The sequence below is a fragment of the Betaproteobacteria bacterium genome (assembly GCA_016720855.1).
In the GTDB taxonomy this organism is placed as follows: Bacteria; Pseudomonadota; Gammaproteobacteria; order Burkholderiales; family Usitatibacteraceae; genus FEB-7.
In genome coordinates this window covers 1131580-1157925 of the sequence record JADKJU010000001.1, presented here as the reverse complement: position 1 = coordinate 1157925, position 26346 = coordinate 1131580, and the positions used below count along the sequence as shown (strand labels likewise).

The 26346-nt window shown below is 68.6% G+C and carries 12 protein-coding genes; 1 reads left to right on the top strand and 11 read right to left on the bottom strand.

From position 1 onward, the window contains the following. Nucleotides 1–14: 14 nt before the first annotated feature. From IPP91_05080 to IPP91_05065, 4 genes are read right to left on the bottom strand one after another with little or no spacing between them, the layout of a single operon-like run. Complete coding sequence (locus IPP91_05080) at nt 15–3524, bottom strand: VCBS repeat-containing protein (GenBank protein MBL0141437.1); 3510 nt, start codon at nt 3522–3524, stop codon at nt 15–17. A 30-nt stretch (nt 3525–3554) separates the two neighbouring features. Next, complete coding sequence (locus IPP91_05075) at nt 3555–4064, bottom strand: phage tail protein (protein ID MBL0141436.1); 510 nt, start codon at nt 4062–4064, stop codon at nt 3555–3557. A gap of 8 nt (nt 4065–4072) precedes the next feature. Continuing rightward, nucleotides 4073–4582: a phage tail protein gene (locus IPP91_05070; protein MBL0141435.1), complete on the bottom strand. Its 510-nt coding sequence runs from the start codon at nt 4580–4582 to the stop codon at nt 4073–4075. A 5-nt stretch (nt 4583–4587) separates the two neighbouring features. Next, nucleotides 4588–5100: a phage tail protein gene (locus IPP91_05065; protein MBL0141434.1), complete on the bottom strand. Its 513-nt coding sequence runs from the start codon at nt 5098–5100 to the stop codon at nt 4588–4590. 170 nt (nt 5101–5270) lie between these two features. Between IPP91_05065 and IPP91_05060 the strand changes: the two genes are divergently transcribed. Beyond that, the gene (locus IPP91_05060; protein MBL0141433.1) at nt 5271–5666 is read left to right on the top strand and encodes a hypothetical protein; all 396 of its coding nucleotides are present in this window, start codon (nt 5271–5273) and stop codon (nt 5664–5666) included. On the opposite strand, the gene IPP91_05055 is transcribed toward IPP91_05060, so the two are convergent. From IPP91_05055 to IPP91_05025, 7 genes are all read right to left on the bottom strand, one after another. Then, a complete protein-coding gene (locus IPP91_05055; protein ID MBL0141432.1) occupies nt 5653–6162 on the bottom strand; it encodes a GNAT family N-acetyltransferase in 510 nt (169 codons plus the stop codon). The genes IPP91_05060 and IPP91_05055 overlap by 14 nt on opposite strands. Next, nucleotides 6152–6472 (bottom strand): hypothetical protein, encoded by a 321-nt coding sequence (locus tag IPP91_05050; protein ID MBL0141431.1) that lies wholly within the window; start codon nt 6470–6472, stop codon nt 6152–6154. The genes IPP91_05055 and IPP91_05050 overlap by 11 nt, the downstream gene beginning before the upstream one ends. A 71-nt stretch (nt 6473–6543) precedes the next feature. Then, nucleotides 6544–9747, bottom strand: a complete 3204-nt coding sequence (locus IPP91_05045; protein MBL0141430.1) for a VCBS repeat-containing protein — start codon at nt 9745–9747, stop codon at nt 6544–6546. A 107-nt stretch (nt 9748–9854) separates the two neighbouring features. Continuing rightward, entirely contained in the window at nt 9855–15491 is a 5637-nt protein-coding gene (locus tag IPP91_05040) for a VCBS repeat-containing protein (GenBank protein ID MBL0141429.1), read from the bottom strand. A 711-nt stretch (nt 15492–16202) separates the two neighbouring features. Further along, nucleotides 16203–17528 (bottom strand): hypothetical protein, encoded by a 1326-nt coding sequence (locus IPP91_05035; GenBank protein ID MBL0141428.1) that lies wholly within the window; start codon nt 17526–17528, stop codon nt 16203–16205. A gap of 55 nt (nt 17529–17583) precedes the next feature. Then, nucleotides 17584–21873: a VCBS repeat-containing protein gene (locus IPP91_05030; protein ID MBL0141427.1), complete on the bottom strand. Its 4290-nt coding sequence runs from the start codon at nt 21871–21873 to the stop codon at nt 17584–17586. A gap of 168 nt (nt 21874–22041) precedes the next feature. Beyond that, a complete protein-coding gene (locus tag IPP91_05025) occupies nt 22042–26328 on the bottom strand; it encodes a VCBS repeat-containing protein (protein ID MBL0141426.1) in 4287 nt (1428 codons plus the stop codon). Nucleotides 26329–26346: the final 18 nt, after the last annotated feature.

Sequence of the window (26346 nt, the reverse complement as noted above, 5' to 3'; positions counted from 1 at the left end):
GCCTTGCTCGGGCCCTACCGCCTCGGCACGATTTCCCAGCTGGGATCGATCTGGAACACGAAGTCGGAGGCGCCCAGGGTGACGCCGTCGAGGTACCAGACGAAGACGAGACCCGTCGCCGCGTTGCGGAAGAGCAGGTCGGGTTTCCCGTCCCCGTTCCAGTCCGCCAGCTGCACCACCTCCCACACCGGGTCGACGGCGAAGATCATCGGGCTCGACGCGCCCAGGCTCAGGACGCCGCCGCTGTACTGCGTGTTCCACGCGAACGCGAGACCCGAGACCGTGCTGCGGAAGAGCAGGTCCGGCTGCCCGTCGAGGTCGATGTCGCCCACCGCTTCCACTTTCCACGTGGGATCGATGCTGACCAGGAACTGGTCGCCGATCGGGCTGGCGTTGTCGAAGTACCACACGAAGGCGTTCCCGCTCACCACGTTGCGCATCAGGAAATCGGGCTTGCCATCCTTGTTGAAGTCCGCGACCCCCTGGATCACCCACTCGGGCGGCAGGCTGAAGAGGAAAGCATCCGTCCCGGTGAAGACGCCGTTCACGAAATACCAGACGAAGCAGTCGCCCGTGGCCGAATTGCGCCAGACAACGTCCGGGTGGCCGTCCCCGTTGAAGTCGGCGACGCCCTGCAGCGTCCACGAGGGATCCAGCGACGCGAGCAATTGGTCGGGCGGGACGAAGGCCGTCCCGTTCATGTGCCAGATGTAGGTGGCGCCGTTCGCCGTGTTGCGCCACAGGATGTCGGGCTTGCCGTCGCGGTTGAAGTCGACGGGCAGGGCCGTGGCGACGAGGGCGATGTCCTGCGGGACGGGCGTCGCCGAATTGTAGGTGGGGTCGCCTGCCTGGCTTGCCACGATCGTGCACGTGCCGGCGGCCACCATGGTGACGGTCGTTCCGGCGACGGTGCAGATGCCCGCCGTCGCGGAGGAGAACGAGACCGCCAGGCCCGAGGTGGCCGAGGCGGAAACGCCGAACGCTCCCAGTGCGACGAAGCGCGGCGCCGTCACCGCCGGGAACGTGATCGCCTGGCCCAGCTTGTTGTTGGTGAGGGCGAAGTTGACGGAGGCCACGCCCGCGGAAGAGGCCACGACGTTGTACGGGCCACCGCCCGTCGCGTTCGCGGTGACGGAGACTTGCGCGATGCCCGAGGAGTCCGTCGAGACCGTCGCGGCCGGCGAAAGGCTTGCGGAGGCGCCCGAGGCCGGGGCGGTGAACGTCACGCTCACGCCCTCGAGTCCGATGCCGTCCACATCGGCGAGCTTCACCGTCAGCGGCGCTCCGAAGGCCGCGTTCACGGTCGCCGACTGCGGGGTGCCCGAGACGAGGGACAGCGTGGCGGGTGGGCCGAAGGGATTCACGCGGAGCACGACGCCGTTGGAGGCGCTCGCGCCGCCGGAGAGCGCGCCGGTAGTCGTGTTCGGGAGGCCGCTGGTCGCGGCCGTGGCTCCGCCGAGCGAGAGAATGCGGTCCGGCGTGGCGGCGATGGCGTGCATCGCGTCGCTCGAGGCGCCGCCCGCGAACCCCGCGAAGGTCGGCGCGGCGCTGCTGAGGACGCGCGCGAGGAAGCCGTCCTGCTGGCCGAGATTCGTGACGCTCAGTCCCGTGGTCGCGATCGCGGGAAAGCCGTTCGTGCCACCTCCCGCGCCGTTGGTGTTGGAAGTGGTCCCGGCGACGTACACGCCGCCCGCGCCATCGACCGCGACGCCCTCCACGGTATCGAAGCGCGAGCCGCCGACATAGCTGCGCGCGCTCACGGCGGAGGCGTCCCCGGCGAGGCGGACGATGAAGCCGTCCATGTTCCCCGACGGCGCTCCCTGCAAGCCGGTCGACGCGCCCTGCTGCGTTCCGGCATTGTTGGCGGGGAAGCTGCCGGAGTCGGTCTCGCCGACCACGAGGATCGTGCCGTCGAAATCGATCGCAACGCCAAGGGCGCGATCGACGCCCGTCTGGGCGCCCGTGGCCACGCCCGCGAGGATCGTGAAGTACGACGAGGTGCCGGCGGGGCTCACCTTGGAGACGAATCCGTCGCCGTCGCCGTTGCCCGCGGTCGTGCGGAACGTGCCGGCCATCGCGGGAAGCCCGGTCGTCGCGTTGGTCTCGCCCACCACGTACGCGCTGCCGTCCGCGGCGACCGCGATCCCGCGTCCCGCCTGGACGGTGCCGTTGCCGAGGAAGGACCCGGCGTATTCCGTCGCGACGCCGGTGGCGCCGATCCGGGCGACGAAGGCGCACATGACGCAGCCGGTGAACGCCCCGGGGCCCGTGACGAACGGGAAACTCGTTCCGTTCGTGTATCCCGTCACGTAGGCACGGCCGGCGCTGTCGAGAGCGATGGCCATCGCCTGGTCGTCGTCGATGCCGCCGATCACGCCGGCATAGGCGAGCGTGTTGCCGGCCGCGCCGAACTTCGCCACGAAGGCGTCGCGGTCGCCCGTCGACTTGGCGCGCCTGAACGCGGCGTCCCCCGTTCCGCTGAAAGGGAAATTCGTGGAGGTCGTGCCGCCCGCCACGTGGATCGAGCCGTCCGCGGCGTTGATCGCGATGCCGGTGCAAGCGTCGAATCCCGAGCCGCCGAAATAGGTCACGAACTGCGGCGTGCCGGCGGCGTTGAACTTGACGAGGAAGGCATCGTCCGATCCGTTGGCGCCACCGTCATAAGCCGAGAGCGTGGGAAGGTCGGTCGAGGCGGTAGCGCCGCACGCGTAGGCGTTGCCCGAGGCATCGCGCGCCACGCCATACACCTGGTCGGAGGCGTTTCCGCCCACGAGGCCCGAGAACGCGGTCCATGCCGGGTCGAGCGTGAGCGCCTTCTCGCGGTCGTAGTCGCCCAATTCGAAGGCGAGCCGCCACGCGCCGGGGCCCGCGGGGGCGAGCGTGAACGAGGCCGGCACGATGGCGTCGCCCTTGGCTGTGCTCTGGAAGGCCACCGGCCTCTCGTCGCGCAAGCGCTTGCCGCCGACAATCCATTCGACCGCGCCGTCCTCCGTGATGCGGGCGTCGTCCGCGCCGCGCACGATGAAGGCGATTCGCCTCGCGTCGGCGCCGGCGGCCACGTCGAAGTGGTACTTGATGATGCCCGAGTCGCCGGAGTAGGTGGCCTCGATCCCGGGCCACAGGCCGCGATAGGCGACGTGCGCGTAGCTCTTCAGGCCCGTGGCCCAGTTCTCCCGCGCGCCCACGAGGAAGTTGTAGGTGACGCCGGAATCGTCGAGCCCCTGGGGACTCGACGGGTTCGCCGCGGCGAACTCGTAGCGCAACGCGGGCCGCGCCTGGGACTTGTCCAGGCTCGAATGCGAGGCGTCGCGCGGCCGCACTTCGATGGCTCCCGCGTCGTAGACGACCGCCATATCGGAGGCCATGTTGACGAAGCGATCGCCTGCCCGGGAGGCCGGCGCCTGGATGAAGCGGTCGCCGCGGCTCGCGAGCGACTTCGCCACGAGGCGCGTATCCGGCGCCGCGAGGCAGGCCGTCGAGCAGGCGAGGAGGGCGACGGCGAGTCCGGCGTGAAGCCTACGCATGGAGCTCTCCAAGATTCACGGGGGAATCGGTCACGAGCGCGCCGGGAAGATGCCCTGCTGCGCGATGCAGAAATTGAGGACCAGGTACGGAGGCATGTTGTTGTGAGGCGCGCCACCTCCCGCCGGCTGCAGCAGGTCGAAGTTGCTCGCCGTCGCCGGTCCCGGGTGGTAGCTTTTCGCGGGAGACTGGCCCGGGACATTGCCCGACGGCGATTGCTGGGGCGTGCCCGTCCCGCCCATGAGGGTGTGCGTGTGCTGGGGCATTTCGCTCGAGAGCAGCGCGACGCCTTCCTGTCCGCCGGTCTCGCCGAGGACCCTGTCCGTCAGCCCCGGCCCCTGGTGCGGGTGCATCGGGAAGCGCCCCTGGAGGTCGGGCAGGGCGAACGTGGTCTTCCCGTCTCCGCCGTAAAAGGTGCCCACCAGGGAGAACAGCGCCGTGTTCTGCGAGATCGGTATCAGCTGTCCGTTGCAGAAGGCCCAGCCCTTGGGGGGGAAGTTGCAGGCGAGGATGCGGATCTCGGCGACGAATTGGTCGGACATGGGGATCCCTAGTTTTGCGAGGGGAAGATCCCCTGCATCGCGATGCAGAAATTGAGGACCAGGTACGGCGGCATGTTGTTGTGCGGCTGCGATCCTCCGGTGTTCGCGTTGGCAGCGGGACTGAACACCGCATTTCCGGATGCCGCGTATCCGCCGCGATGGGACGCGAGGTGGTTCGATGCCGGACTCACCTGGGTTCCCGGCCGGTTCACCACGCCCACCGCGTGCACGTGCTGGGGCATTTCGGAAATGATGAGCGTGTGCGCTTCCTCCCCGCTTCGTTCCCCCAGCGTTTTCGCCGAAAGGCCGGCGCCAAAGCCGAAGTGCACCGGGCCGCGCCCCTGCAGGTTGGGAAGCTGGAATGTCGTCTGGCCGTTGCCGCCGTAGGTGGTCCCGAGCAGCGAAAAGAGCGCCTGGTTCTGGGCGATGGCGAGGGTCTGGCCGCTGCAAGTCGCCCAGCCCTTGGGAGCGAAGCCGAACGCGAAGATCTTGATCTCGGAAATGAAGGGAGTCGACATGGTCGTCAGTTGGTCGACGGGTAGACGCCGTAGAGCGAAATGATGAAGCTCACGCAGAGGTAGGGCGGCATGTTCTCGTGCGGCTGGCTTCCCCCGGCGACTTGGACGGCCGCGCCCATCGTGGTGGTCGCCGCCGCATCGTAGACCGGGAAATCGCGGTGCGCGGCCGGCACGGCCCCTTCCGGCTCCGACAGGTGGCCCAAGCCGGTCGAGGCAAGTGCCTGATGGTTGTGGGTCGGCATCTGGACGACGGAGAGCGTCACGCTCTCCGTGCCCGACAATTCGCCGATGGTGCGGGTAGAAAGCCCGGCGCCCGTGCCCATGTGCAGCGGGATTCGGCCGCGCAAGTCCGGCAGGTTGAAGGTGACCTGGCCATCCCCGCCGTAGGTCGTTCCGATGAGGTTGAACAGGACGTCGTTCTCCGCGATGGCAAGCGTCTGCCCTTCGCAGAACGACCAGCCGACGGGGGCGAAGTTGCCCGCGAAGAGGCGGATCTCGCCTATGTAGGGTTGAGACATGCCGGATCCCCAGGTTGAAGAGCGATCGCCCGACGCGCGATCGCGGAAGAAACGATACTAGCTCGGTGCCGGGGTGTCGTCCAATGAATGTTCCGGATGGCTTCCTTGGCTCGCGAAAACCGCTCTACAATGCCCGCTCATCGAGTGTCGTCCAACGGGCGGGAGATGCCATGGCTTCGAATCGTCGCGCGTTCCTCCAGTTCGCCGGTCTCGCACCGGCTGCAGCGGCCGCGGGCCTGGTGTCGACGGCCACCGCGCGCGCCGCATCCTCGGGGCAACTCACCCGATCGACGTTCCTGCCCTGCGTGGGGGACGAATTCCTGTTCGAAGGCGGGCCCTTCGAGGCGATGCCGGCGAAGCTCGTGCGCATCGAAGGGCTGGCGCAGGGAGGGGCGACGCTCGACGGCGAAGGCACGTTCAGGCTCCTGTTCGAGCCCGAGGCGAAAGGCGCGATCGCCCAGGAGAGCTATCGCGTGAGTCACGCGCGGCTCGGCCGCTTCACGCTCTTCGTGAGCCCGAACGACGCCGAGGGGCGTGTGGTCGAGGCGGTCTTCAACCGCCCGTGACGGGCGGATCCCAGCGCAGTCGGTAGTAGATCCCGTCGAGGGCCTCCTCGCGAAAGCCCAGGCGCGCGTAGAGATCGCGCGCACGGTTGAACATCTCGACGTGCAGCGTCACCGCCGCGCCCCGGCGCGCAGCTTCTTCCTGGATGGCCCCCATGATCGCGGTGCCGAGCCCCGCACTGCGGTGCGGAGGCGCCAACGAGATATCCATCACGCGAAGCTCGGCCTGCGACGGGTGCAGGTACAGGCGCCCGATGCGCTCGCCCGCCCGCTCGATCACGAGGAAGGCCGCCTCGCGGTAGTGCTCGCGGTAGTAGCGGTCCTGGAGCGCGAATTGCTGGTCCGCGAAGGCCTGCCTCTGCGGCTCGGGCCAACCCGTGAGGTCGAGCTCGGGCTCGCGCGTGCCGCGGTAGAGCGCCTTCAGGAAGGCCTCGTCGCCGGGTTCCGACTCCCGGAACGTCAAGCCCGGAATCGAGGGTACCGGCGCCTCATGCGGCATGGGAGAAGCAAGCTTCGTAGTCCGTCCCCGCGTCCGTCCGCGCGATCGGCGTGACGAGGAAGGCGTAGTCGCCGAGTTGCCGATGGCGGAACCGGTACGTGCGCTGGGGATAGACGGGATCCGCGGGGCCCCGGAACACGACGAAGAATTGCCGCATGGAGCCCGCAGTGCCTCGCTCGGCGACCTCCACGACCTCCATCTCGACGCCCGCCGGGTCCGACTCGTCGGGAATCATTTCGACCTTCTCGCGCAGGAGGAACTGGGCGTCCTTCCACGCGAGCGGCCGTGAAAGCAGGGCATCGTCGATCATGGCCGCGAATTGTAGCGTGATCGCGAGACTTCCTCCCCTCCCCCTGAGGAGAGGGGTCGGAGGTGAGGGCATTACCTTCTCGGCACGATCTCCCAGCTGGGGTCGATCTGGATCACGTAGTCGGATGCGCCGAGGGTGACGCCATCGAGGTACCAGACGAAGACCAGGCCCGTCGCCGCGTTGCGGAAGAGGAGATCGGGCTTGCCGTCGCCGTTCCAGTCGGCGATCTGCACCACCTCCCACACCGGGTCGATGGAGTAGACCATCGGGCTCGATGCGCCAAGGCTCAGCACGCTGCCTGCGTACTGCGTGTACCAGGCGAACGAGAGGCCCGACGTCGTGCTTCGGAAGAGCAGGTCTGGCTGCCCGTCCAGGTCGATGTCGCCCACCGCCTCCACCTTCCAGCTCGGGTCGATGTTGAACAGGAACTGGTCGCCGATGGGCAGGTTGTCGTTGAAGAACCACGCGAAGGCGTTGCCGCTCGCGGCATTGCGCATGAGGAAGTCCGGCTTGCCGTCGGCGTTGAAGTCGGCCACGCCCTGGATCACCCACTCCGGGGGGAGCGAGAAGAGGAACGCGTCCGTCCCGGTAAAGAGCCCGTTGACGGTGTACCAGACGTAGCAGGCGCCATTGGCGGTGTTTCGCCAGACGACGTCCGGATGCCCGTCACCGTTGAAGTCCGCAACGCCCTGGATCTTCCACGAGGGGTCGATCGTGGCGTAGAAGGAGTCCGAGAGCAGGGCGGTGCCGTTCATGCGCCAGATGTAGGTGGCGCCGTTCGCGGTGTTCGACCAGATGATGTCGGGCCTTCCGTCGGCGTTGAAGTCGGAGGGCGTCACCGCCACGGCCTGGAAAGCCGCGCCGACGGTCGTGGGACGGTACACGGTGAGGTCGCACGGCGCGGTTCCGAAGCACGCGCCGCCGGACCATCCGGTGAACTGCGTGTTGACGGCCGGCATCCCGATCAGGCGGACCAGCCCGCCGAACGGGAAGTTCGCGGTGCACGTCGCACCGCAGGAAAGGAGAGGGGGCACGGAGACCACCGTTCCATTGCCCGTCCGGGCGATGTCGAGCGCCGTCACGGCGTGAACGGGCGTGAGCCGCTGCGTCGTCGTGCCGTCGCCGAGGCGGCCTTCCGGGTTGTTGCCCCAGCACTGCACCGTTCCCGCCAGCATGAGCACGCAGGTGTGCTCGTCGCCCGCCGCCAGGATGCCGGCGCCGGTCGTGATGCCCGCCACGCTCACCGGGGTATTCTGCGGATTCGTCGTCCCGTTGCCGACCTGGCCGAAGGTGTTGCTGCCCCAGCACTTCACCTCGCCCGTGAGCAGTCGTGCGCAGGCATGAAGGCGGCCGGCGCCCAGCGCGGTGACGCCGCTGCCGAGCCCGACGATGTCGACCGGCGTGGCCTGGGTGAGGCCAAAGCCTCCCACCACGTTGCCGGTGCCCCAGCACTTGACGCCGCCCGCGTTCGTGAGGGCGCAACTGAACGTGGCACCCACCGCGACGGCGGAAACGCCGCTGGACAGCCCGGTCACGTCGACCGGGACGTTGCTGTTGGCCAGCCCGCCGTTGCCCAGTTCACCGGAGGTGCCGCTGCCCCAGCATTTCACGCCGCCCGCCATGGTGACGGCGCACGCGTGATACGACCCCGAGGACAGCGCCGCCACGCCGCCGGCGAGCCCCGACACCGTCACGGGCGAAAGGCGGTTGGCGTTCGTGCCGTCGCCCAGCTGGCCGAAGCCGTTGTTGCCGAAGCACTGCACCGTGCCGGACGTCGAAATCGAGCAGGTGCTGAGCTCGCCCGCGGCCATGTCGGCGATGTTGGCGAACTGCCCCTGGAACGCCGGAACGCTGCTGCCCGTCGTCGTGGCGTTGCCGAACTGGCCGCCGCCGTTGTCGCCCCAGCACAGGCCGGAGGTGCAGGCGTGATTGCTGCCGAGCGAGAGGACGGCGGCGCTGTAGCCGTCGAGCATCTTCGGCCTGTCGCGCGCCGTCGTCGTGCCGTCGCCGACCTTGCCGAAGCTGCCCTCGCCCCAGCACGCGAGGTTGCCGCCCCTCGTGATGACGCAGTTGTGGCGCAGCCCCGCCTTGATCGTCGCGACGCCCGCCAATCCCGCGACGTTGGCCGGCCGCGAGCGGCTGGTGGAGCTGCCGTCGCCCAGCTGGCCCGAGAGGTTGCCCCCCATGCACATCAGGCCGTCGAGGCGCGTATGGACGCAGCTGTGCGCGTCCCCGGCGAGCACCGTGCTGCCGCCCTGGCCGATGCCGCTCACCTCCACGGGCTCGAGGCGCTGCGTCTCGGTGCCGTCGCCCAGCTGGCCGGCCTGGTTCAGGCCCCAGCAGTACGTCGTGCCGTAGCGCTGCACGCCGCAGGAATGATAGGTTCCCGCCGCCACCGAGACCATGTCGGCGCCGAGCGCCACGGGATAGGTCGCCATCGAGCGGTTGGTCGTGGTGCCGTCGCCGATCTGGCCGTTGCTGTTCGAGCCCCAGCACTTGATGCCGCCGAACTGGTCCGTCACGCAGTTGTGATAGCCGCCCGCGGAAACGGTCAGCACCCCGCCCATCACCTGGCCTTCCAGCACGTCGACGGGCGTGAGCCGGTCGACCGTCGTATTGTCTCCCAGCTGTCCTTCGGAGTTGCGGCCCCAGCAGCGGACGGTGTCGCCGAAGGTCCTCGCGCAGGTATGTTCCGCGCCGCCCGCGAGCGAGCGCGCCGTCCCGAGAACGGAAACCGGCGTGCTGCTGCTGGTGGTCGCGCCGTCGCCCAGCTGGCCGCGGCTGTTGAGGCCCCAGCAGCGGATCGCGCCGAAGGAGATCACGGCGCAGGTATGGTTGTGGCCCGCCGCGATCGCCAGCACGAACGTCGATGCCAGCCCGGGCACCGGGGCGGGCGTCGGGCGGCTGGTCGTGGTGCCGTCACCCAGTTGACCCTGCGTGTTGCGGCCCCAGCAGGACACGGCCCCGCCGGAGAGGGCGCAAGTGTGCGCATTGCCAGTCACTACCTGGCTGGCGGTGAACGCAAGCTGCACCGGCGCGGCGCGGGTCGTGGTCGTGCCGTCGCCCAGCTGGCCCTCCGAGTTGTCGCCCCAGCAGCGCAGCGCGCCGGTGGACGTTATCGCGCAACCGTGGCGCGCGCCGATCGATGCCGAGCCTACCGCGGAAGGCGGGATCGGGCCTTCCGCCGGCGAGGATGCGAAGCTTCCGGCAGGCAAGGCGAGGGCGAGAACGCATCCGAAGGCGCACAGGGCACGGCAACAGCTGGGGGAAAGCATGGTCGTCTCCGATTGGGGGGTCCTCCCCTCCCCAAACGGAATCCGGCCGGAAATGCGGACAAGCCGTCGTCCCGGGCCGGGCCGGGCCCGGGACGACGGCAATACGATCAACGTCGGGGCACGATCTCCCAGCTGGGGTCGATCTGGATGACGTAGTCGCTCGCCCCGAGCGTCACGCCGTCCAGGTACCAGACGAAGACCAGGCCCGTGGCGGCGTTGCGGAAGAGGAGGTCTGGCTTCCCGTCCCCGTTCCAGTCGGCGAGCTGCACTACCTCCCACACCGGGTCGATGGAGTAGATCATCGGGCTGGAACCGCCCAGGCTCAGCACGCTGCCGGCGTACTGCGTGTACCAGGCGAAGGAGAGCCCCGAAGTCGTGCTCCGGAAGAGGAGATCGGGCTGCCCGTCGAGGTTCACGTCGCCCACCGCCTCCACCTTCCAGCTCGGGTCGACGTTGAAGAGGAACTGGTCGCCGATGGGCAGGTTGTCGTTGAAGAACCACGCGAAGGCGTTGCCGCTGTTCACGTTGCGCATCAGGAAGTCGGGCTTGCCGTCGGCGTTGAAGTCGGCCACGCCCTGGATCACCCATTCGGGCGGCAGGCTGAAGAGGAACGCATCCGTCCCGGTGAAGACCCCGTTCACGGTGTACCAGACGTAGCAGGCGCCGTTGGCGGTGTTGCGCCAGACGATGTCGGGATGTCCGTCGCCGTTGAAGTCGGCGACACCCTGGATCTTCCACGAAGGATCGATCGTGGCGTAGAAGGAATCCGAAAGCAGGGCCGGCCCGTTCATGCGCCAGACGTAAGTGGCGCCGTTGGCCGTGTTCGACCAGATGATGTCCGGCTTGCCGTCGGCGTTGAAGTCGGGCTTCGCGGGGTTGCCTGCGGTCGCGAGATTGAAGGTCGCGGTCACCAATGTCGAAGCGCCCATCGTCACCGAGCAGGTGTTTGCGGAAGGCGCCGGACAGTTGGTCCAGTTGGCGAAAGTCGATCCCGCGACCGGCGTCGCCGTGAGGGTCACCACCGTGGCTGCCGCGTAGCTGTCGGAGCAGGTCGCCCCGCAGTTGATCGCGCCCGGGTTGCTCGTGACCGTGCCGGCTCCTGTCCCATTGGGGACTACGGTAAGGGTGTAGTTCACCGGAGTTGCGTTGAACGTGACGGACACGTTGCGCGCCGCATTCACCACAACCGTGCACTGGTTGCTCGCGACGGAATCGCAGCCTGTCCATGATGTGAAGGAGGAAGAGGCGTTCGGCGTCGCGATGAGAAGGACCGAGGTGCCGTTCGCGAAGCCATTCGTGCAGGTGGCGCCGCAGTCGATCCCGGCCGGCGACGAGCTGACCGTGCCACCCCCCGATCCCGACTTTGCGACGGTGAGCGCGAACCCGGGTATCGGGTCGAACGTGGCGGTCGCGAACTGATTCTGGTCCATCAATGCCTGGCAAGTGCCGGTGCCGGAACATCCCGCGCCGCTCCAGCCCGCGAACACCGAGCCCGCCGAAGGCGTGGCTGTCAGCGTCACGACAGTGCCGCCGGAGAAGTTCGCGCTGCAAGTGGCACCGCAGTCGACGCCCGCCGGGGCACTGGCGACCGAGCCCGCGCCGGTGCCTGTCTTCGAGACGATTAGAACCCCGATGGCCGGGTAGAAGACAGCTCCGACTACTACGTCATTGGTCACCGTGACGGAGCAAATGGGCCCCACCGTGCCTGCGCAATCTCCCGACCAGTGGTGGAAGATGAACCCGGCAACGGGGTTCGCCGCGAAATTGACTATCGTGCCGTATTCCACGCTCGCCGAGCAGCTGGCCGGAGTCGTGCTTGCCCCGCTGCCGACGCCGCAATTCATTGTTCCAGCGAAGATCGCGCCGGGACCGATCGGAACGTCGATCGTCACGCCCCGATTCTGGAGCTTGAATTCCGCTATTACGGTCCGATTCCTGTCGAGGCGAGGCGTCATGCAAAGCGTGTCCGTCCCGGTGCACATTCCGCCCCACGAGAGGAAGTCCGAACCGGTCTGCGGATTGGCGATGAGTGTCGCGTTCGACCGGTATCCGACCAGCGCGCAGTGGGGACCGCACTCCCCATCACGGTCTATGGTGATCGTGCCCCCTGCGGAACCAAGGCCTGGGACGGAGTACGTGAGAGTCACGTCGGGCATCTGCACCAGCTGCACGCTGGAACTTGGCACGCCGCCCACGTGCACGGTGACCAGTGCAGGACCGTAGGGCAGGCCCGCGTCCGCGAGAGCGGAGACGTTGATCCCGTAGTCCGAGAACCTGTCGCCGGATACGAGGGGAAGCCACCGGGTCATGCCACTGTCGAGGTGCGTCACTTGGACGACGGGGAAGTTCGCCGCGGACGCGTTCCCGCCTCCGCCCCCGCCCTCGAGGACGGAGTAGTACGGTCCGCCGCCTAAGGCTCCCAGGTCGAGGGTCCGGCCCGGATCGGCCATCACGACATCGCCCGTGCCTCCTGACTGAAGCTGGAAAACCGTGAGCAACGGGCGCGACCCTGCGAGGAGCTGGGGATAGAGCTGGAACCGCTCCGGGGCTGTCTCAGGCGCCGTCCCGTTCCAGCCGCCGACCAGGAGCACGCTCCCGTCGGCGACAAGCGTCGCCGTGTGTTCGGAGCGTGCCGCGGACATCGTCCCCGCGCTCGACCACGCGTCGCGCCAGGGGTCGTAGATCTCCGCGGAATTCAGGTACGAGCCGTTGAAACCGCCCGTGACGAGGACCCGCCCGTCCGGCAGGAGCGTCGCGGTGTGGTTCGAGCGGATGCTGGCCATGGGAGCCGCGGCGCTCCATGAGTTCGTCGCCGGGTCGAACAGCTCCGCCGTGGCGGTACCACCCCCGGCCACCAGGACCTTCCCGTTGTGAAGTAGCGTCGCGGTGTGTCCCTCGCGAGCCGTCGCGAGGCTCCCGACATCCGACAGAGTCAGAGAGTCCATGTTCTGCGAGAAGGCCTCGGCAGTCGCGACAGTCGAAGCGCCGTTGTTGCCGCCCGCGAGCAGGATCCGGCCGTCCATGAGGAGGGTGGCCGTGTGGTGCCTCCGGAGAGATGGCATGGGCCCCAAGTCGGTGACGCCGCTCGCGTAGTCGTAGATCTGCGCGTTCGTGGCCGCCTGCGTGGACCCGAAACCGCCCGCGATCAGGACCCGGCCGTCGGCGAGCATCGTCGCGGTGTGCCCCGAGCGATGGACGAGGTTACTCGAGCTGTACCACTTGTTTTCCGTCGGCGAATAGAGCTCGTTGGTAAGCTCGAAGTTGTCTTCGCCACCCACCACGAGGACCCACCCGTTGGGCAACCGCGTGGCCGTGTGGTGCAGCCGGGGGCTGATCATCATGTTCGGGCCGGTTCCCGTATTGGCCACCGGGTCGAAGGCGGTGCAGTTCCTGTTGGCCGCCCACACGCCTGGAGTTGTCTGCGCGTAGCCGCCGATGATCATCACGCTGCTGCCCGATTCGGTCAGCACTGCCGCATGCCCCCGCGACGCCCAGGCCATCGCCATCGACGCCGGCGAGGCCCATTGCCCGTTCGAGTAGCTCGCCTGCTCGACCGTGGCGAGCGCCGTCGTGCCGGCGCCGAGGCCGCCCGTGATCACGACACGCCCCCACGGCAGGAGCGTCGACGTGTGGCCGGAGCGTGCCACGCCGGCCGGGCCGGCCGGTGCCCAGAGCCCGGCGGTTGGGTCGATTTTCTCGGGGGCGAGGGCGATGGAATCTCCCCCGGGTCCGACCCCGCCGATCACCACGATATCGCCGGAAGGCAACAACGCCGCCGAATGCTGCGCGCGGGCGTACACGAGAGGATTCGCCGAGGCCCAGGCTCCGCTGGCCAGGTTGAGGACTTCAACCGTGCCCGTGGGCCCCGACGTGCCATTGCCGCCGATGACCGTCAACAGGTTCGCGGTGGAAAGCATGGACGTGTGCTCGCTGCGCGCAGTGGCAAGCGAGGCAATCGGCGACCAGGTCCGGGTTCCCGGGTTGAACCGCTCGACGCCGTTCAGCTTGCCGCCGGCGTTGCGGCCGCCCACCACGATGACGTCACCGCCCAGCCCGACGATGCTCGCCGTGTGCCCGGTGCGGGCCGCGATCATCGGCCCCGCCGCGGTCCATGAGTTGGTGGCCGGATCGTAGGTCTCCGTCGTCGCAAGGTACGTGCTGGAAGCGCCGCTTCGCACGACGCCACCCGCCGCCAGCACCTGGCCGCTGCCCGAGCCCTGGTTTCCGCGCGCCGGCGCTAGCCCCGGTCCGAGTAGCGTGGCCGTGTGCCCGCTTCGGGCGGCGGTCATGTTGCCGGCTGGTGACCACGATCCCGTCGCGGGATCGTAGAGTTCCGCGCTCGAGAGTTGCGCTGCCACGGTCGTTCCGTTCGCCCCCCCGGCGACCAGCACCCGTCCGTTCGAAAGCATGGTCGCCGTATGGCCGGCCCTTGCAGTTGCGAGGTTGCCCGTCGGCGCGGAAATGCCCGTGGCCGGATCGTAGAGCTCGGTGCTTGCGAGATAGGTCTCCAGGGCGAGCGGCGTGTTCGGCAGGAGGCTGCCCCCGACGATCAGGATCTTGCCGTTGTGGAGCAGGGTCGCGGTGTGACCCGCTCGCCGGGTGACGAGGGCGCGTGGATCCGTGAAGGTCGCCACCACGCTCTTCGCCGCGCTCATCGTGGTCGTGCAGGGATTCGCGCCGCCGGAACACGCCCCGCTCCAGCCGGTGAACGAGGAGCCGGCCGCGGGCGATGCGGTCAGGTTCACGATGGTGCCGCTCATGAAGCTCGCGGTGCAGCTCGACGAACAGCCGATCCCGGCGGGCGACGACGACACCGATCCCTCTCCGCTGCCCGCCGTCGAGGCGGTCAGGTCGTAGAGCGGAAGGAATGTCGCGGTGACGCTCGCGGGCCCGTTCATCGTGAGGGAGCAGGAAAACCCCGAGCACGCACCGCTCCAGCCGGTGAAGACCGATCCGGCCGCAGGCGACGCGCTCAGGGTGACGCCCGTTCCTCCGTTGAAGCTTGCCGAGCACGTGGATCCGCAGTTGATGCCGGCGGGCGAGGACGTTACCGTGCCGCTGCCCGCGCCGCTCCTGGCGACGGCGAGGGTGTTCGCCGTGAACACCGCCGTGACGCTTTTCGCGGAATCCATCACCACGGTGCAGGAGGCCGCCGTGCCGAACGCGGCGCACGCGCCACCCCAGCCCCCGAACACGGAGCCCGGGCTTGTCGTCGTGGTGAGGATGATGCTCCGCCCCGAAGCGTAGCTCGAGGAGCAGACGAATCCGAATGCCAGGTCGGTCCCGCAGGCGATCGCGCCCTGGGTCCCGACGGACGAGGTCGAGACCCCGCCGCTTCCCGTGCTGCCGGAAAAGTTCACCGACAGGGCGTAAAGGGGGGCGAAATTCGCCGTGACGCTGATGTTCGACGGCGGCATCGGCGAGACCAGCGGGTTCGCGGTCGAGGTGCCCAGGGACCCCGTCCAGTTGACGAAGGCGAAGCCCGCATCGGCCGTCGCGGTCAGCGAGACCGACACGCCCGCGGTGAAGTTGTTGCTGCAAACCGCGCCCGGCGACGGATTGCCGCCGCAGTTGATCGATCCCGGGGACGAGGTCACGCGGCCGCCGACCGGCGTCGGGGAGACCGACAGGGTCACGGCGTGGGCGGATCCGATCGCGCCCGCCACGGCAAGAGTGGCCGCGACAGCGGCAGCCTTCAGGAACGAGAGGGTCATCGGAAATCGGCGCGCCACGTGATTTTTCATTGCTTGTTCTCCCCCAATCGATTCGGAGTTGCTCCCGGCCTTGCGGGACGATGGCTCGAGTCGACGTGCCGTTTGGCAGCCGGGCGAACCAGCGCGTCCAGATTGGCTTGTACAGCGGAAGGCGTGACGCGAGCGTCACGCGCGCGGGGCATAATGCCTCCGCACGATCTCCCGGCTCGGGTCGATCTGGATCACGAAGTCGGAGCCGCCCAAGGCGCGGTTGTTCGAGCCGGCCGCGACCGCCGGCATTGCCATGGCCTGCGATCCCGATTCCGATTGCCAGGTTGAGCCGCGCCTTGGCTCGTTCCTTGGTCGTCTCCCGATGGGGCTTCAGTCGTCGCGCCACGCATGCCGGGGGCGCCGGTGATGGAGGATCGCAGGACGGGCCCGTGACGAGCCGATACCGAGCGATCTCCTGGTGTGGCCGAGCGGGAGCAAAGGAGTGCGCTCCGACAGGGAGGTCCTCTGCAGTCAGGATTGCCCCTCGACTGAAGGGCGTCATACGCGTCTGCTATGCAGGGCGTAGTGCGTGCGCAAACTCATTATTGTTCTCTCCCCCGGCGTGCGACTTTGGGGCTACGAGAACAAACTTATCCGCTTCGAGTGGGCCTGGCTCAATATCCCCGGAAGCGATTTCGATGATATTTGATCTAGATCAAATATCTCGCGGAATGTTCGTGACTTTCGCGCGATTGCCGCTTGACCGCGGAACTAGGGCGAAAGGCGAATCGACAGGTCGAAGACCGTGCCGGGCGGCCACGCGGCGGAGCCGCCCGGGAGGAGGGGGGCTGCATCGCTTCGCTCGGCCTCGGCGTACGCCGCACCGGCGGGGCGGTAGAGGTTCGCCCAAGCGACGGCATCGCCATGGGCGACGCGCAACTGTCCGCAGGGCGCGGGGATCGCGTTTGTCGTCGCCATCCCCGGCGGAAGCGAAAAGCGCAGCCGTCCCGAGCCGAGGAAAGTGGTCGTTCCCGTGACGAGGCGAATGGCAGCGGAGACGACGTTGCCCTGGCGACTCCATCGGCCGGTGATCGAGCCGTTGCCAAGCGCTACCGTTCCTGAAGTGTTGGACAGCTCCGGGGCATACGGAACGTCGGGGCAGAAGATGAGATTCTGGTTGTTGCCGGACTGGTCGATCACCGGCGGGTTGTTGTAGTTGTTCGGCCCCACGACGCAGCCTCCCGTGCCCTCGGCGAGCGTCACGCGGGGGTACACGTCGCATGCCACGACGCAGTTCTGCCCGCCGCGGATCACGAGCGGCGTCGGCGTCGCGATGCGGCAGTTGGTGATCAGGGTCGCGGTGCTGTGGCGCGAGTACTCCAGGTCCGAGAGGAAGGAGTTGGCGACGTACGTGCTGTTTCCGCCGCCGAAGCTGAACGAGCATTGCCCGCCGGTCTCGAGGTTGACGAACTTCCGGGGCACCGCGTGGAGCTGTACGGCATCCTCGATCACGATGGCGGCCCTCCCGCCGCCCGGCCTGCCGTCGCGCCTGTAGGCGAGCGCGGAAGCGCAGCTGAAACCGGACCCTGCGCCCAGGGAAAAATGCAGGCAGGGCGCGCCGAAATCGGTGATGCGGCAGTTCTCGACGAATTGTTGGCCCTCCGTTCCGGTCATCGACACGCCGACGCCGGCGCGGCCATTGCCGTCGAGGTGCAGGCTCACCAGCCCGGCCCAGGCGCCAAGCGAGATGAGCGGGAAGTCTGCATCGAGGCGAATGCGGGTGGCGTAGCGCGATTCGCCCACGAGCATCGTGCCTTCGGAGACACGCAGCGTTCCCGTGATGCGATAGGCGACCTTCGGTGTCGGCACGAGGAGCGAGCGCCCTGCCGCGGCGAGAAGCGCGGCGCGAAAGGCCGCCGTGTCATCCACCTTGCCGTCGCCCTCCGCGCCGAACGCGAGGACGTCGATGATCGGGTTCCGCCGGGTGGCCTCGCGAGGCGGGACAACCGCGCTCGCGGGGCTGGCAAGCGCTTGGGCGCTGCCCAGCGCCGCGAATGCCCCTGCCAGAAAGCCCCTTCTCGTGCCCTCCTCGCTCACGGCATCGCGCTATCCGAGTCGACGGGAAGACGAGTCTAGCAGCAGGCCCGGCAACCTACCGTCTCGGCACGATCTCCCAGGAAGGGTCGATCTGCGTGACGTAGTCGCTGCCGGCGAGCGCGATTCCGTCCAGGTACCACACGAAGACGAGGCCCGTCGCGGCGTTCCTGAAGAGAAGATCCGGTTTCCCGTCGCCATTCCAGTCGGCGATCTGCACCACCTCCCACACCGGGTCGATGCCGAAGATCGACGGGCTCGAGGTCGACAGCGAGAGCGTGCCGGCCGCGAACTGCGTGTTCCACGCGAAGCCCAGGCCCGAGGCCATGTTGCGGAAGAGCAGGTCGGGCTGGCCGTCGGCGTTGAGATCGGCAACGCCTTCTACCTTCCACGAGGGATCGACGTTGAAGAAGAACTGGTCGCCGATGGCCACGTCGTTGTTGAAGAACCACGCGAAGGCGTTGCCGCTCACCACGTTGCGCATCAGGAAATCGGGGTGGCCGTCGCCGTTGAAGTCAGCGACGCCCTGGATCACCCACTCGGGCGGCAGCGAGAAGAGGAACGCGTCCGTTCCGGTGAAGACCCCGTTCACCGTGTACCAGACGTAGCAGTTGCCGTTGACGGTATTGCGCCAGACGATGTCCGGGTGGCCGTCGCCATTGAAGTCGGCCACGCCCTGGATCTTCCAGCTCGGATCGATCGTGGCGTAGAAGGAATCCGAGAGCAGGGCGGTGCCGTTCATGCGCCAGACGTAGGTCGCCCCGTTGGCCGTGTTCGACCAGATGATGTCGGGCTTGCCGTCGGCGTTGAAATCGGGGAAGGAGGGATTCGACCCCGCGATATTGAAACTCGCGGTCACGGACGCCGGTGCATTCATGGTCATCGTGCATTGGTTGCCCGAGGGCGCCGCGCAGCCGGTCCAGGCGGCGAAGACCGAGCCCGGATCCGGCGTAGCCAGGAGCACCACCACCACGCCGGCGTTGAAGTCGGCCGAGCAGGTGGCGCCGCAACTGATCGTGGGCGAGAGCGGAGAGGTCGATGCCACGGTTCCGGTCCCGCTGCCCGTCTTGCCGACGCTCAGGGAGTTGACGAGGGCGGATATCGGGAAGGTCTGCGTGGCCTGTGGCGCGGGACCGAACGTGGCGTTGCCCGTCTGGTCGGCCGCGATGGTGCACGAGCCCACGGTGAGGCCCGAGACGAGGCCGGTGGCCGGGTTCACCGAACACACGGTCGCGGAACCTGGCGCAACCGAGTAGGCGACCGCGAGGCCCGAACTCGCCGTGGCGCTCACGGTTCCCGTGCCGCCGATGGTGATGACAGGCGCGGTCCCGAAGACGATCGTCTGCGGAGCCAGCGAGACGGTGAGGGCGTACGCCCGCGAGCCGGTGAAGCCGTAGGCATCGGTGGCGGTCAAGGTGAAGTTGAACGTGCCGGCCGAATCGGGAGTGCCGCTCACCACGCCGTCCGCGGTGAGGTCGAGGCCGCCCGGCCCGCTGCCCGAAGTGGCGTCGAACGTGTAAGGCGCCGTTCCCCCGCTCGCGCCCAGGTTGGTCGTGGGATAGGCGATCCCGACAGTGCCGTCCGGCAACGTCGCAGGCGTTATCACGATCGTCGGGGCGATCACCGATTGCCCTCCCGCAAGCGTGCCGATGCTGGATAGGTTGACGCCATCACTGCCGAATTCCGCGGTGATCGTGCGGGTGCCCGCCGTCGTGAAGATCACGGTGCATTGCGCGATGCGGGACGACAGCGCCACCGCCCCGCAGCCGGGGAGGTTGCCGCCGTCGCTCTTGAAGTGCACCGATCCCGTCGGAGCCCCGCCCGACACGGTGGCCGTGAAGGTCACGAGGCTGCCGGCAATGCTGGGCGAAGCGCTGGTGACGACTGTCGTGAGCGTCGACAGCCGCAGTGCCGCGAAGTGATGGCGCCGCTCGTACGTATTGCCATCGGCCAGCTGGCCCATGAGATTGCTACCCCAGCACACTGTTCCGCCCGCGACCACCGCGCAGGTGTGGTTGCCGCCTGCCGCAATGGCCGTCACGCCGCTGCCCGACGCCATCGTGGTCACCGGAAGCAGGCTGTCGGCTTCGCTGCCGGTGCCGAGCGCGCCGTAGAAGCCCATGCCCCAGCACTTCACCCCGCCCGCGACAATGGCGCAGGAGTGGTTGCCGCCCGCCGCGACCTCCGTCGCACTGCTCCCCGCCGCGATCGCAGTCACCGGCACGGGGCTATGGACCAAGCTGTTGTCGCCGAGCTCGCCGAACGCGTTGTAGCCCCAGCATTGAACCCCACCCGCGACCAGTGCGCAGGTGTGGTAAATGCCTGCCGCCACCGCGGTCGCGCCGCTTCCCGCCGCAATTGCGATCACCGGAACGAGGCTGAAACTCATGCTGCCATCGCCGAGTTGGCCCAGGAAGCCGCCTCCCCAGCACTTCACCCCGCCCGCGACCATCGCGCATGTATGGTTGAGGCCCGCGGCAACTGCCGTCACGCCGCTTCCTGCCGCGATTGCGATCACCGGGACGGGGCTGTCGGTCGTGCCGCCGTCGCCGAGCTGGCCGTCGCTGTTCCAACCCCAGCATTGCACCCCGCCGGAGACGACCGCACAGCTATGGTAGCCACCGGCGCGCACCGCCGTGACACCGCTTCCCGCGGCGATCGCGTTCACCGGAATCGTGCTGTCGGTCGTGCTGTTGTTACCGAGCTGGCCCCTGAGGTTCATGCCCCAGCACTGCACTCCGCCGGCGACTACGGCGCAGGTATGCGCGTTGCCCGCCGCGACGGCCGTGGCGCCGCCTCCCGCCGCGATCGCGGTCACCGGAGCGATGCTCTGGTCGGTACCGCCGTTGCCAAGCTGCCCGGAGCTGTTGCTGCCCCAGCATTTCACCCCGCCCGATAGCAGTACGCAGGTGTGGGTTTCGCCCGCCGCCGGTGCCGCCGCCGATACGCCACTCCCCGCGGCGATCGCGGTCACCGGGACGAGGCTCTTGGCCGCGTTGAAGTTGCCGAGCTGGCCGAAGTCGCTATATCCCCAGCACCTGACTCCACCCGCGACGACCGCGCAGGTGTGATTGCCGCCGCCCGCCACTGCCGTTGCGCCGCTCCCCGTTGCGATCGAGATCGCGGGAACGAGGCGCTGGCTCGTCGTGAGGTCGCCGAGCGCGCCCTGAGAGTTGTCGCCCCAGCACAGCACTCCGCCAGCGACGACCGCGCAGTTATGAAACATGCCGGCGCCCAGGGCAGTCGCGCCGCTTGCCGCGGCGATCGCAATTGCCGGAACGGGGCTGTCGGTCGTGCTGTTGTCGCCTAGCTGGCCGGCGACATTCCAGCCCCAGCACTTCACCCCGCCTGAGACGAGCGCACAGGTGTGACCGGCACCCGTCGCCACGGCTGTCGCACCGCCGCTCGCCGCGATCGCGGTCACCGGAGCGGGGCTGTCGGTGGTGCTGCCGTTGCCGAGCTGGCCGTGGGTGTTTTCGCCCCAACATTGCACCCCGCCCGCGAGCAGCGCGCAGGAGTGATTGCCGCCCGTGGCCACCGCAGTCACGCCGCTCCCCGGGGCGATCGCGGTCACGGGGAACGGGCTGTCGGTGGTGCTGTTGTCGCCGAGCTGGCCGTTGCCGTTCCAGCCCCAGCACTGCACTCCGCCCGTGACCACTGCGCAGGTGTGACCGGCGCCCGCCGAGATGGCGGTCACGCCGGTGCCCGCCGCGATCGCGATCACAGGAGTGGCGCGGGGCGAAAAGCTGTTGTCGCCGAGCTGGCCGTATACGTTCGAGCCCCAGCATTTCACGCCGCCCGCCACGACCGCGCAGGTGTGCTGGTAACCCGCCGATACCGCCGTCACGCCGCCCCCCGCCGCGATCGCGGTCACCGGGCCTGCGGCGGGAAGTGCGTTCCCGTTGCCGAGCTGGCCCTCGCCATTGGAGCCCCAGCATTGCAGTCCGCCCGCGGCCAACGCGCAGGTGTGCCCGTAACCCGCCGCCACCGCCACGACGTTGTCCGTCCACCTGTCCACGTGAAGCGCGACCGAAGGCGTGATCGTTCCGCCCGCATTCGTCGCCACGATGGCCACGGTGAAATTCCCCGATGCCGTGGGTGTCCCGCCAATCTGGAGGTTGCCGTTGCCGTCGTGGGTTGCCGTCATCCCGGCGGGCAGCCCGGTCGCGGATGCACCGCTCAGCGCCGGGCTCGCGCTGATCATCAGCGTGGCGCTGTAGGGCGCGCCCATCGTCGCGTCGGGCAGGCCCGGGGTGATCAGCACGGGCGCAAGGGCAAGCGCATTGCCGATGCCGCACAGCGACAGGGCGACCAGGAAGCGACAGGAGAAGTCGAGCACGCGTTTCATGGTCATGTCCCTTCCGATCGTGGGCGAGCCGGCGTTCCGAGCCCCTGCCCGAAGCACATCATGGGCCTTTCCGGTGTTCGCCATTCGCCATTCGCGTCCGCGCTCGCGACGGGCGCAGCCACGGCAGCCGCTCGGCTGCCGTTTCGCCCTGGCCTGCCGGGTCGCCGGCTACCGCCTCGGCACGATCTCCCAGCTCGGATCGATCTGGATCACGTAGTCGGATGCCCCGAGCGTGATTCCGTCCAGGTACCAGACGAACACGAGCCCCGTAGCCGCGTTGCGGAAGAGGAGGTCAGGCTTGCCGTCGCCGTTCCAGTCCGCGAGCTGCACCACCTCCCACACCGGGTCGATGGAGTAGACCATCGGGCTCGAGGCCCCCAAGCTCAGCACGCTGCCGGCGTACTGCGTGTACCAGGCGAATGAGAGGCCCGACGTCATGCTTCGGAAGAGCAGGTCCGGCTGCCCGTCCAGGTCGATGTCGCCCACCGCCTCGACCTTCCAGCTCGGGTCGATGTTGAACAGGAACTGGTCGCCGATGGGCAGGTTGTCGTTGAAGAACCAGGCGAAGGCGTTGCCGGAGTTCACGTTGCGCATCAGGAAGTCGGGCTTGCCGTCCGCGTTGAAGTCCGCAACACCCTGGATCACCCACTCGGGCGGCAGGCTGAAGAGGAACGCATCCGTCCCGGTGAACACCCCGTCGACGGTGTACCAGACGTAGCAGGCGCCGTTGGCAGTGTTTCGCCAGACGATGTCCGGATGTCCGTCGCCGTTGAAGTCGGCGACGCCCTGGATCTTCCACGACGGATCGATGGTGGCGTAGAAGGAGTCCGCGAGCAGGGCGGTGCCGTTCATGCGCCAGACGTAAGTGGCGCCGTTGGCCGTGTTCGACCAGATGATGTCGGGCTTGCCGTCGGCGTTGAAGTCGGGCTTCGCGGGGCCGCCGGCGGCCGCGAGATTGAAGGTCGCGGTCACGGACCCCGGCGCATTCATGGTCATCGTGCACTGGTTGCCCGAGGGCGCCGCGCAGCCGGTCCAGCCGGCGAATGCCGAGCCCGAATCCGGCGTAGCCAGGAGCACCACCACCACGCCGGCGTTGAAGTCGGCCGAGCAGGTGGCGCCGCAACTGATCGTGGGCGAGAGCGGAGAGGTCGATGCCACGGTTCCGGTCCCGCTGCCCGTCTTGCCGACGCTCAGGGAGTTGACGAGGGCGGATATCGGGAAGGTCTGCGTGGCCTGTGGCGCGGGACCGAACGTGGCGTTGCCCGTCTGGTCGGCCGCGATGGTGCACGAGCCCACGGTGAGGCCCGAGACGAGGCCGGTGCCCGGGTTCACCGAACACACGGTCGCGGAACCTGGCGCAACCGAGTAGGCGACCGCGAGGCCCGAACTCGCCGTGGCGCTCACGGTTCCCGTACCGCCGATGGTGATGACAGGCGCGGTCCCGAAGACGATCGTCTGCGGAGCCAGCGAGACGGTGAGGGCGTACGCCTGAGAGCCGGTGAAGCCGTAGGCATCGGTGGCGGTCAAGGTGAAGTTGAACGTGCCGGCCGAATCGGGAGTGCCGCTCACCACGCCGTCCGCGGTGAGGTCGAGGCCGCCCGGCCCGCTGCCCGAAGTGGCGTCGAACGTGTAAGGCGCCGTTCCCCCGCTCGCGCCCAGGTTGGTCGTGGGATAGGCGATCCCGACAGTGCCGTCCGGCAACGTCGCAGGCGTTATCACGATCGTCGGGGCGATCACCACCTGCCCTCCCGGAAGCGTGCCGACGCTGGCGGCCCCGTTCGCATCGCCGCCGTATTCCGCGGTGATCGTGCGTGTGCCCACCGTGGAGAAGATCACCGTGCACTGCGCGGAGGCGGAGGAAAGCACAACCGCCCCGCAGCCGGGAAGGTTCCCGCCGTCGCTCTTGAAGTGGATCGACCCCGTCGGTGCGCTTCCCGACACCGTTGCAGTGAAGGTCACGGCGCTGCCGGCGCTGCTGGGCGTTGCGCTGCTGGCCACGATGACCACCGACTGCGCGGGAATTGCGGCGAAGATCGTGCGCAGGGCATGCGTATTGCCATCGCCAAGCTGGCCGTTGTAGTTGTAGCCCCAGCATGCCACCCCGCCCGCGACCACCGCGCAGGTGTGCAGGTAACTCACCTCAACTTGCGTCGCACCGGCTCCCGCCGCGATCGCGGTCACCGGTACGGGGCTCGCGGTCGTGCTGTGGTTGCCGAGCTGGCCGGTATTGTTGAGGCCCCAGCACTTCACCCCGCCCGCGACCACCGCACAGGTGTGGTACTGGCCCGCCGCCACCGCCGTCGCACCGCCCCCGGTCGCGATCGCGGTTACCGGAAAGAGGCTGTCGGTCGTCCCAGCATTGCCGAGCTGGCCGCCGCCGTTGGAACCCCAGCACTGCAGCCCGCCCGCGGCCACCGCGCAGGTGTGGGCATATCCCGCCGCCACCGCCGTCGCGCCGGTCCCCGCGGCGATCGCGATCACCGGAACGGGGCTGTCGGTCGTGCTGTTGTTGCCGAGCTGGCCGACGGAGTTCGCACCCCAGCACTGCACCCCGCCCGCGACCGCTGCGCAGGTGTGGCCGAAACCCGCCGCCACTGCCGTCGCGCCGCTTCCCGCCGCGATCGCGGTCACCGGAACGGGGCTTTCGCTCGTGCTGTTGTTGCCCAGGCGGCCGTTTTCATTCAAACCCCAGCACTGCACCCCGCCCGCGACCAAGGCGCAAGTGTGGTAGGCGCCCGCCGCTACCGCCGTCGCCCCGCTCCCCGCCGCAATTGCGGTCACCGGTACGGAGCTCGCGGTCGTGCTGTTGTTGCCCAGGCGGCCGTTGTCATTCGAACCCCAGCACTGCACTCCGCCCGCAACCACCGCGCAGGTGTGGCCCTCACCCGCCGCCACCGCCGTCGCGCCGCTGCCTGCCGCGATTGCGGTCACCGGAACGACGCTATCGGTTGTGCTGTTGTTGCCGAGCTGGCCGACGGAGTTCGCGCCCCAGCACCGGACCCCGCCCGCGACCACCGCGCAGGCGTGGAAGATGTCCGCCGCCACCGCCGTCACGCTGCTCCCCGCCGCGATCGTGGTCACCGGAACGGGGCTGATCGTCGTGCCGTGGTTGCCGAGTTGGCCGTCGAAGTTGTAGCCCCAGCACCGCACCCCGCCCGCGACCACCGCGCAGGTGTGGCCGGAACCCGCCGCCACCGCCGTCGCGCCGGTCCCCACCGCGATCGCGGTCACCGGAACGAGGCTATCGGTCGTGCTGTGGTTGCCGAGCTGGCCGGTGTTGTTGGCGCCCCAGCACTGCACTCCACCCGCGACCACGGCGCAGGTGTGTTGGCCGCCCGCCGCCACCGCGGTCACGCCGCTCCCCGCCGCGATCGCGGTCACCGGAACGGGGCTGTCGGTCGTGCTGTCGTCGCCCAGACGGCCGTTTGCATTCAATCCCCAGCACTGCACCCCGCCGGCAACCACCGCGCAGGTGTGGAAGGCATTCGCCGTCACTGCCGTCGCACCGCTTCCCGCCGCGATCGCGGTTACCGGTACGGGGCTCGCGGTCGTGCTGTTGTTGCCGAGCTGGCCGCCGTTGTTGGCGCCCCAGCACTGCACGCCGCCCGCGACCACCGCGCAGGTGTGGTTGTTGCCCGCCGTCACCGCGGTCACGCCGCTCCCCGCCGCGATCGCGGTTACCGGTACGGTGCTCGCGGTCGTGCTGTTGTTGCCGAGCTGGCCGTCGATGTTGTAGCCCCAGCACTGCACCCCGCCCGCGATCACTGCGCAGGTGTGGCTTTCGCCCACCGCCACCGCGGTCACGCCGCTCCCCGCCGCGATCGCGGTCACCGGAACGAGACTATCGAACGTGCTGTTGTTGCCGAGCTGGCCGACGGAGTTCGCGCCCCAGCACTTCACGCCGCCGTTCACCACCGCGCAGGTGTGGGCATATCCCGCCGCCACCGCCGTCGCGCCGGTCCCCGCGGCGATCGCGATCACCGGAACGAAGTTCGAGGCCGTGCTGTTGTTGCCGAGCTGGCCGAAATCGTTCCAGCCCCAGCATTGCACCCCGCCCGCGACCAACGCGCAAGTGTGCAGGGCACTCCCCGCCACCGTCAGTACATTGTCCGCCCAGCGATCCACGTGAAAGTCGACCGACGGGGTGATGGTTCCGCTCGCATTCGTCGCCACGACGGCCACGGTGAAATTCCCCGATGCCGTGGGCGTCCCGCCGATCTGGAGGTTGCCGTTGCCGTCGTGGGTTGCCGTCATCCCGGCGGGCAGCCCGGTCGCGGATGCACCGCTCAGCGCCGGGCTCGCGCTGATCATCAGCGTGGCGATGTAGGGCGCGCCCATCGTCGCGCCGGGCAGGCGCGGGGTGATCAGCACGGGCGCGAGGGCAAGCGCATTGCCGATGCCGCAAAGCGACAGGGTGACCAGGAAACGGCAGGAGAAGTCGAGCACGCGTTTCATGGTCATGTCACTTCCGAT

Bases quoted from the DNA above. Each gene is read 5' to 3' on its own strand.
- IPP91_05030 (MBL0141427.1), bottom strand. From the start codon at position 21,873: ATGAAACGCGTGCTCGACTTCTCCTGTCGCTTCCTGGTCGCCCTGTCG.
- IPP91_05025 (MBL0141426.1), bottom strand. From the start codon at position 26,328: ATGAAACGCGTGCTCGACTTCTCCTGCCGTTTCCTGGTCACCCTGTCG.
- IPP91_05045 (MBL0141430.1), bottom strand. From the start codon at position 9,747: ATGCTTTCCCCCAGCTGTTGCCGTGCCCTGTGCGCCTTCGGATGCGTT.
- IPP91_05075 (MBL0141436.1), bottom strand. From the start codon at position 4,064: ATGTCCGACCAATTCGTCGCCGAGATCCGCATCCTCGCCTGCAACTTC.
- IPP91_05065 (MBL0141434.1), bottom strand. From the start codon at position 5,100: ATGTCTCAACCCTACATAGGCGAGATCCGCCTCTTCGCGGGCAACTTC.
- IPP91_05080 (MBL0141437.1), bottom strand. From the start codon at position 3,524: ATGCGTAGGCTTCACGCCGGACTCGCCGTCGCCCTCCTCGCCTGCTCG.
- IPP91_05040 (MBL0141429.1), bottom strand. From the start codon at position 15,491: ATGAAAAATCACGTGGCGCGCCGATTTCCGATGACCCTCTCGTTCCTG.
- IPP91_05055 (MBL0141432.1), bottom strand. From the start codon at position 6,162: ATGCCGCATGAGGCGCCGGTACCCTCGATTCCGGGCTTGACGTTCCGG.
- IPP91_05070 (MBL0141435.1), bottom strand. From the start codon at position 4,582: ATGTCGACTCCCTTCATTTCCGAGATCAAGATCTTCGCGTTCGGCTTC.
- IPP91_05060 (MBL0141433.1), top strand. From the start codon at position 5,271: ATGGCTTCGAATCGTCGCGCGTTCCTCCAGTTCGCCGGTCTCGCACCG.
- IPP91_05050 (MBL0141431.1), bottom strand. From the start codon at position 6,472: ATGATCGACGATGCCCTGCTTTCACGGCCGCTCGCGTGGAAGGACGCC.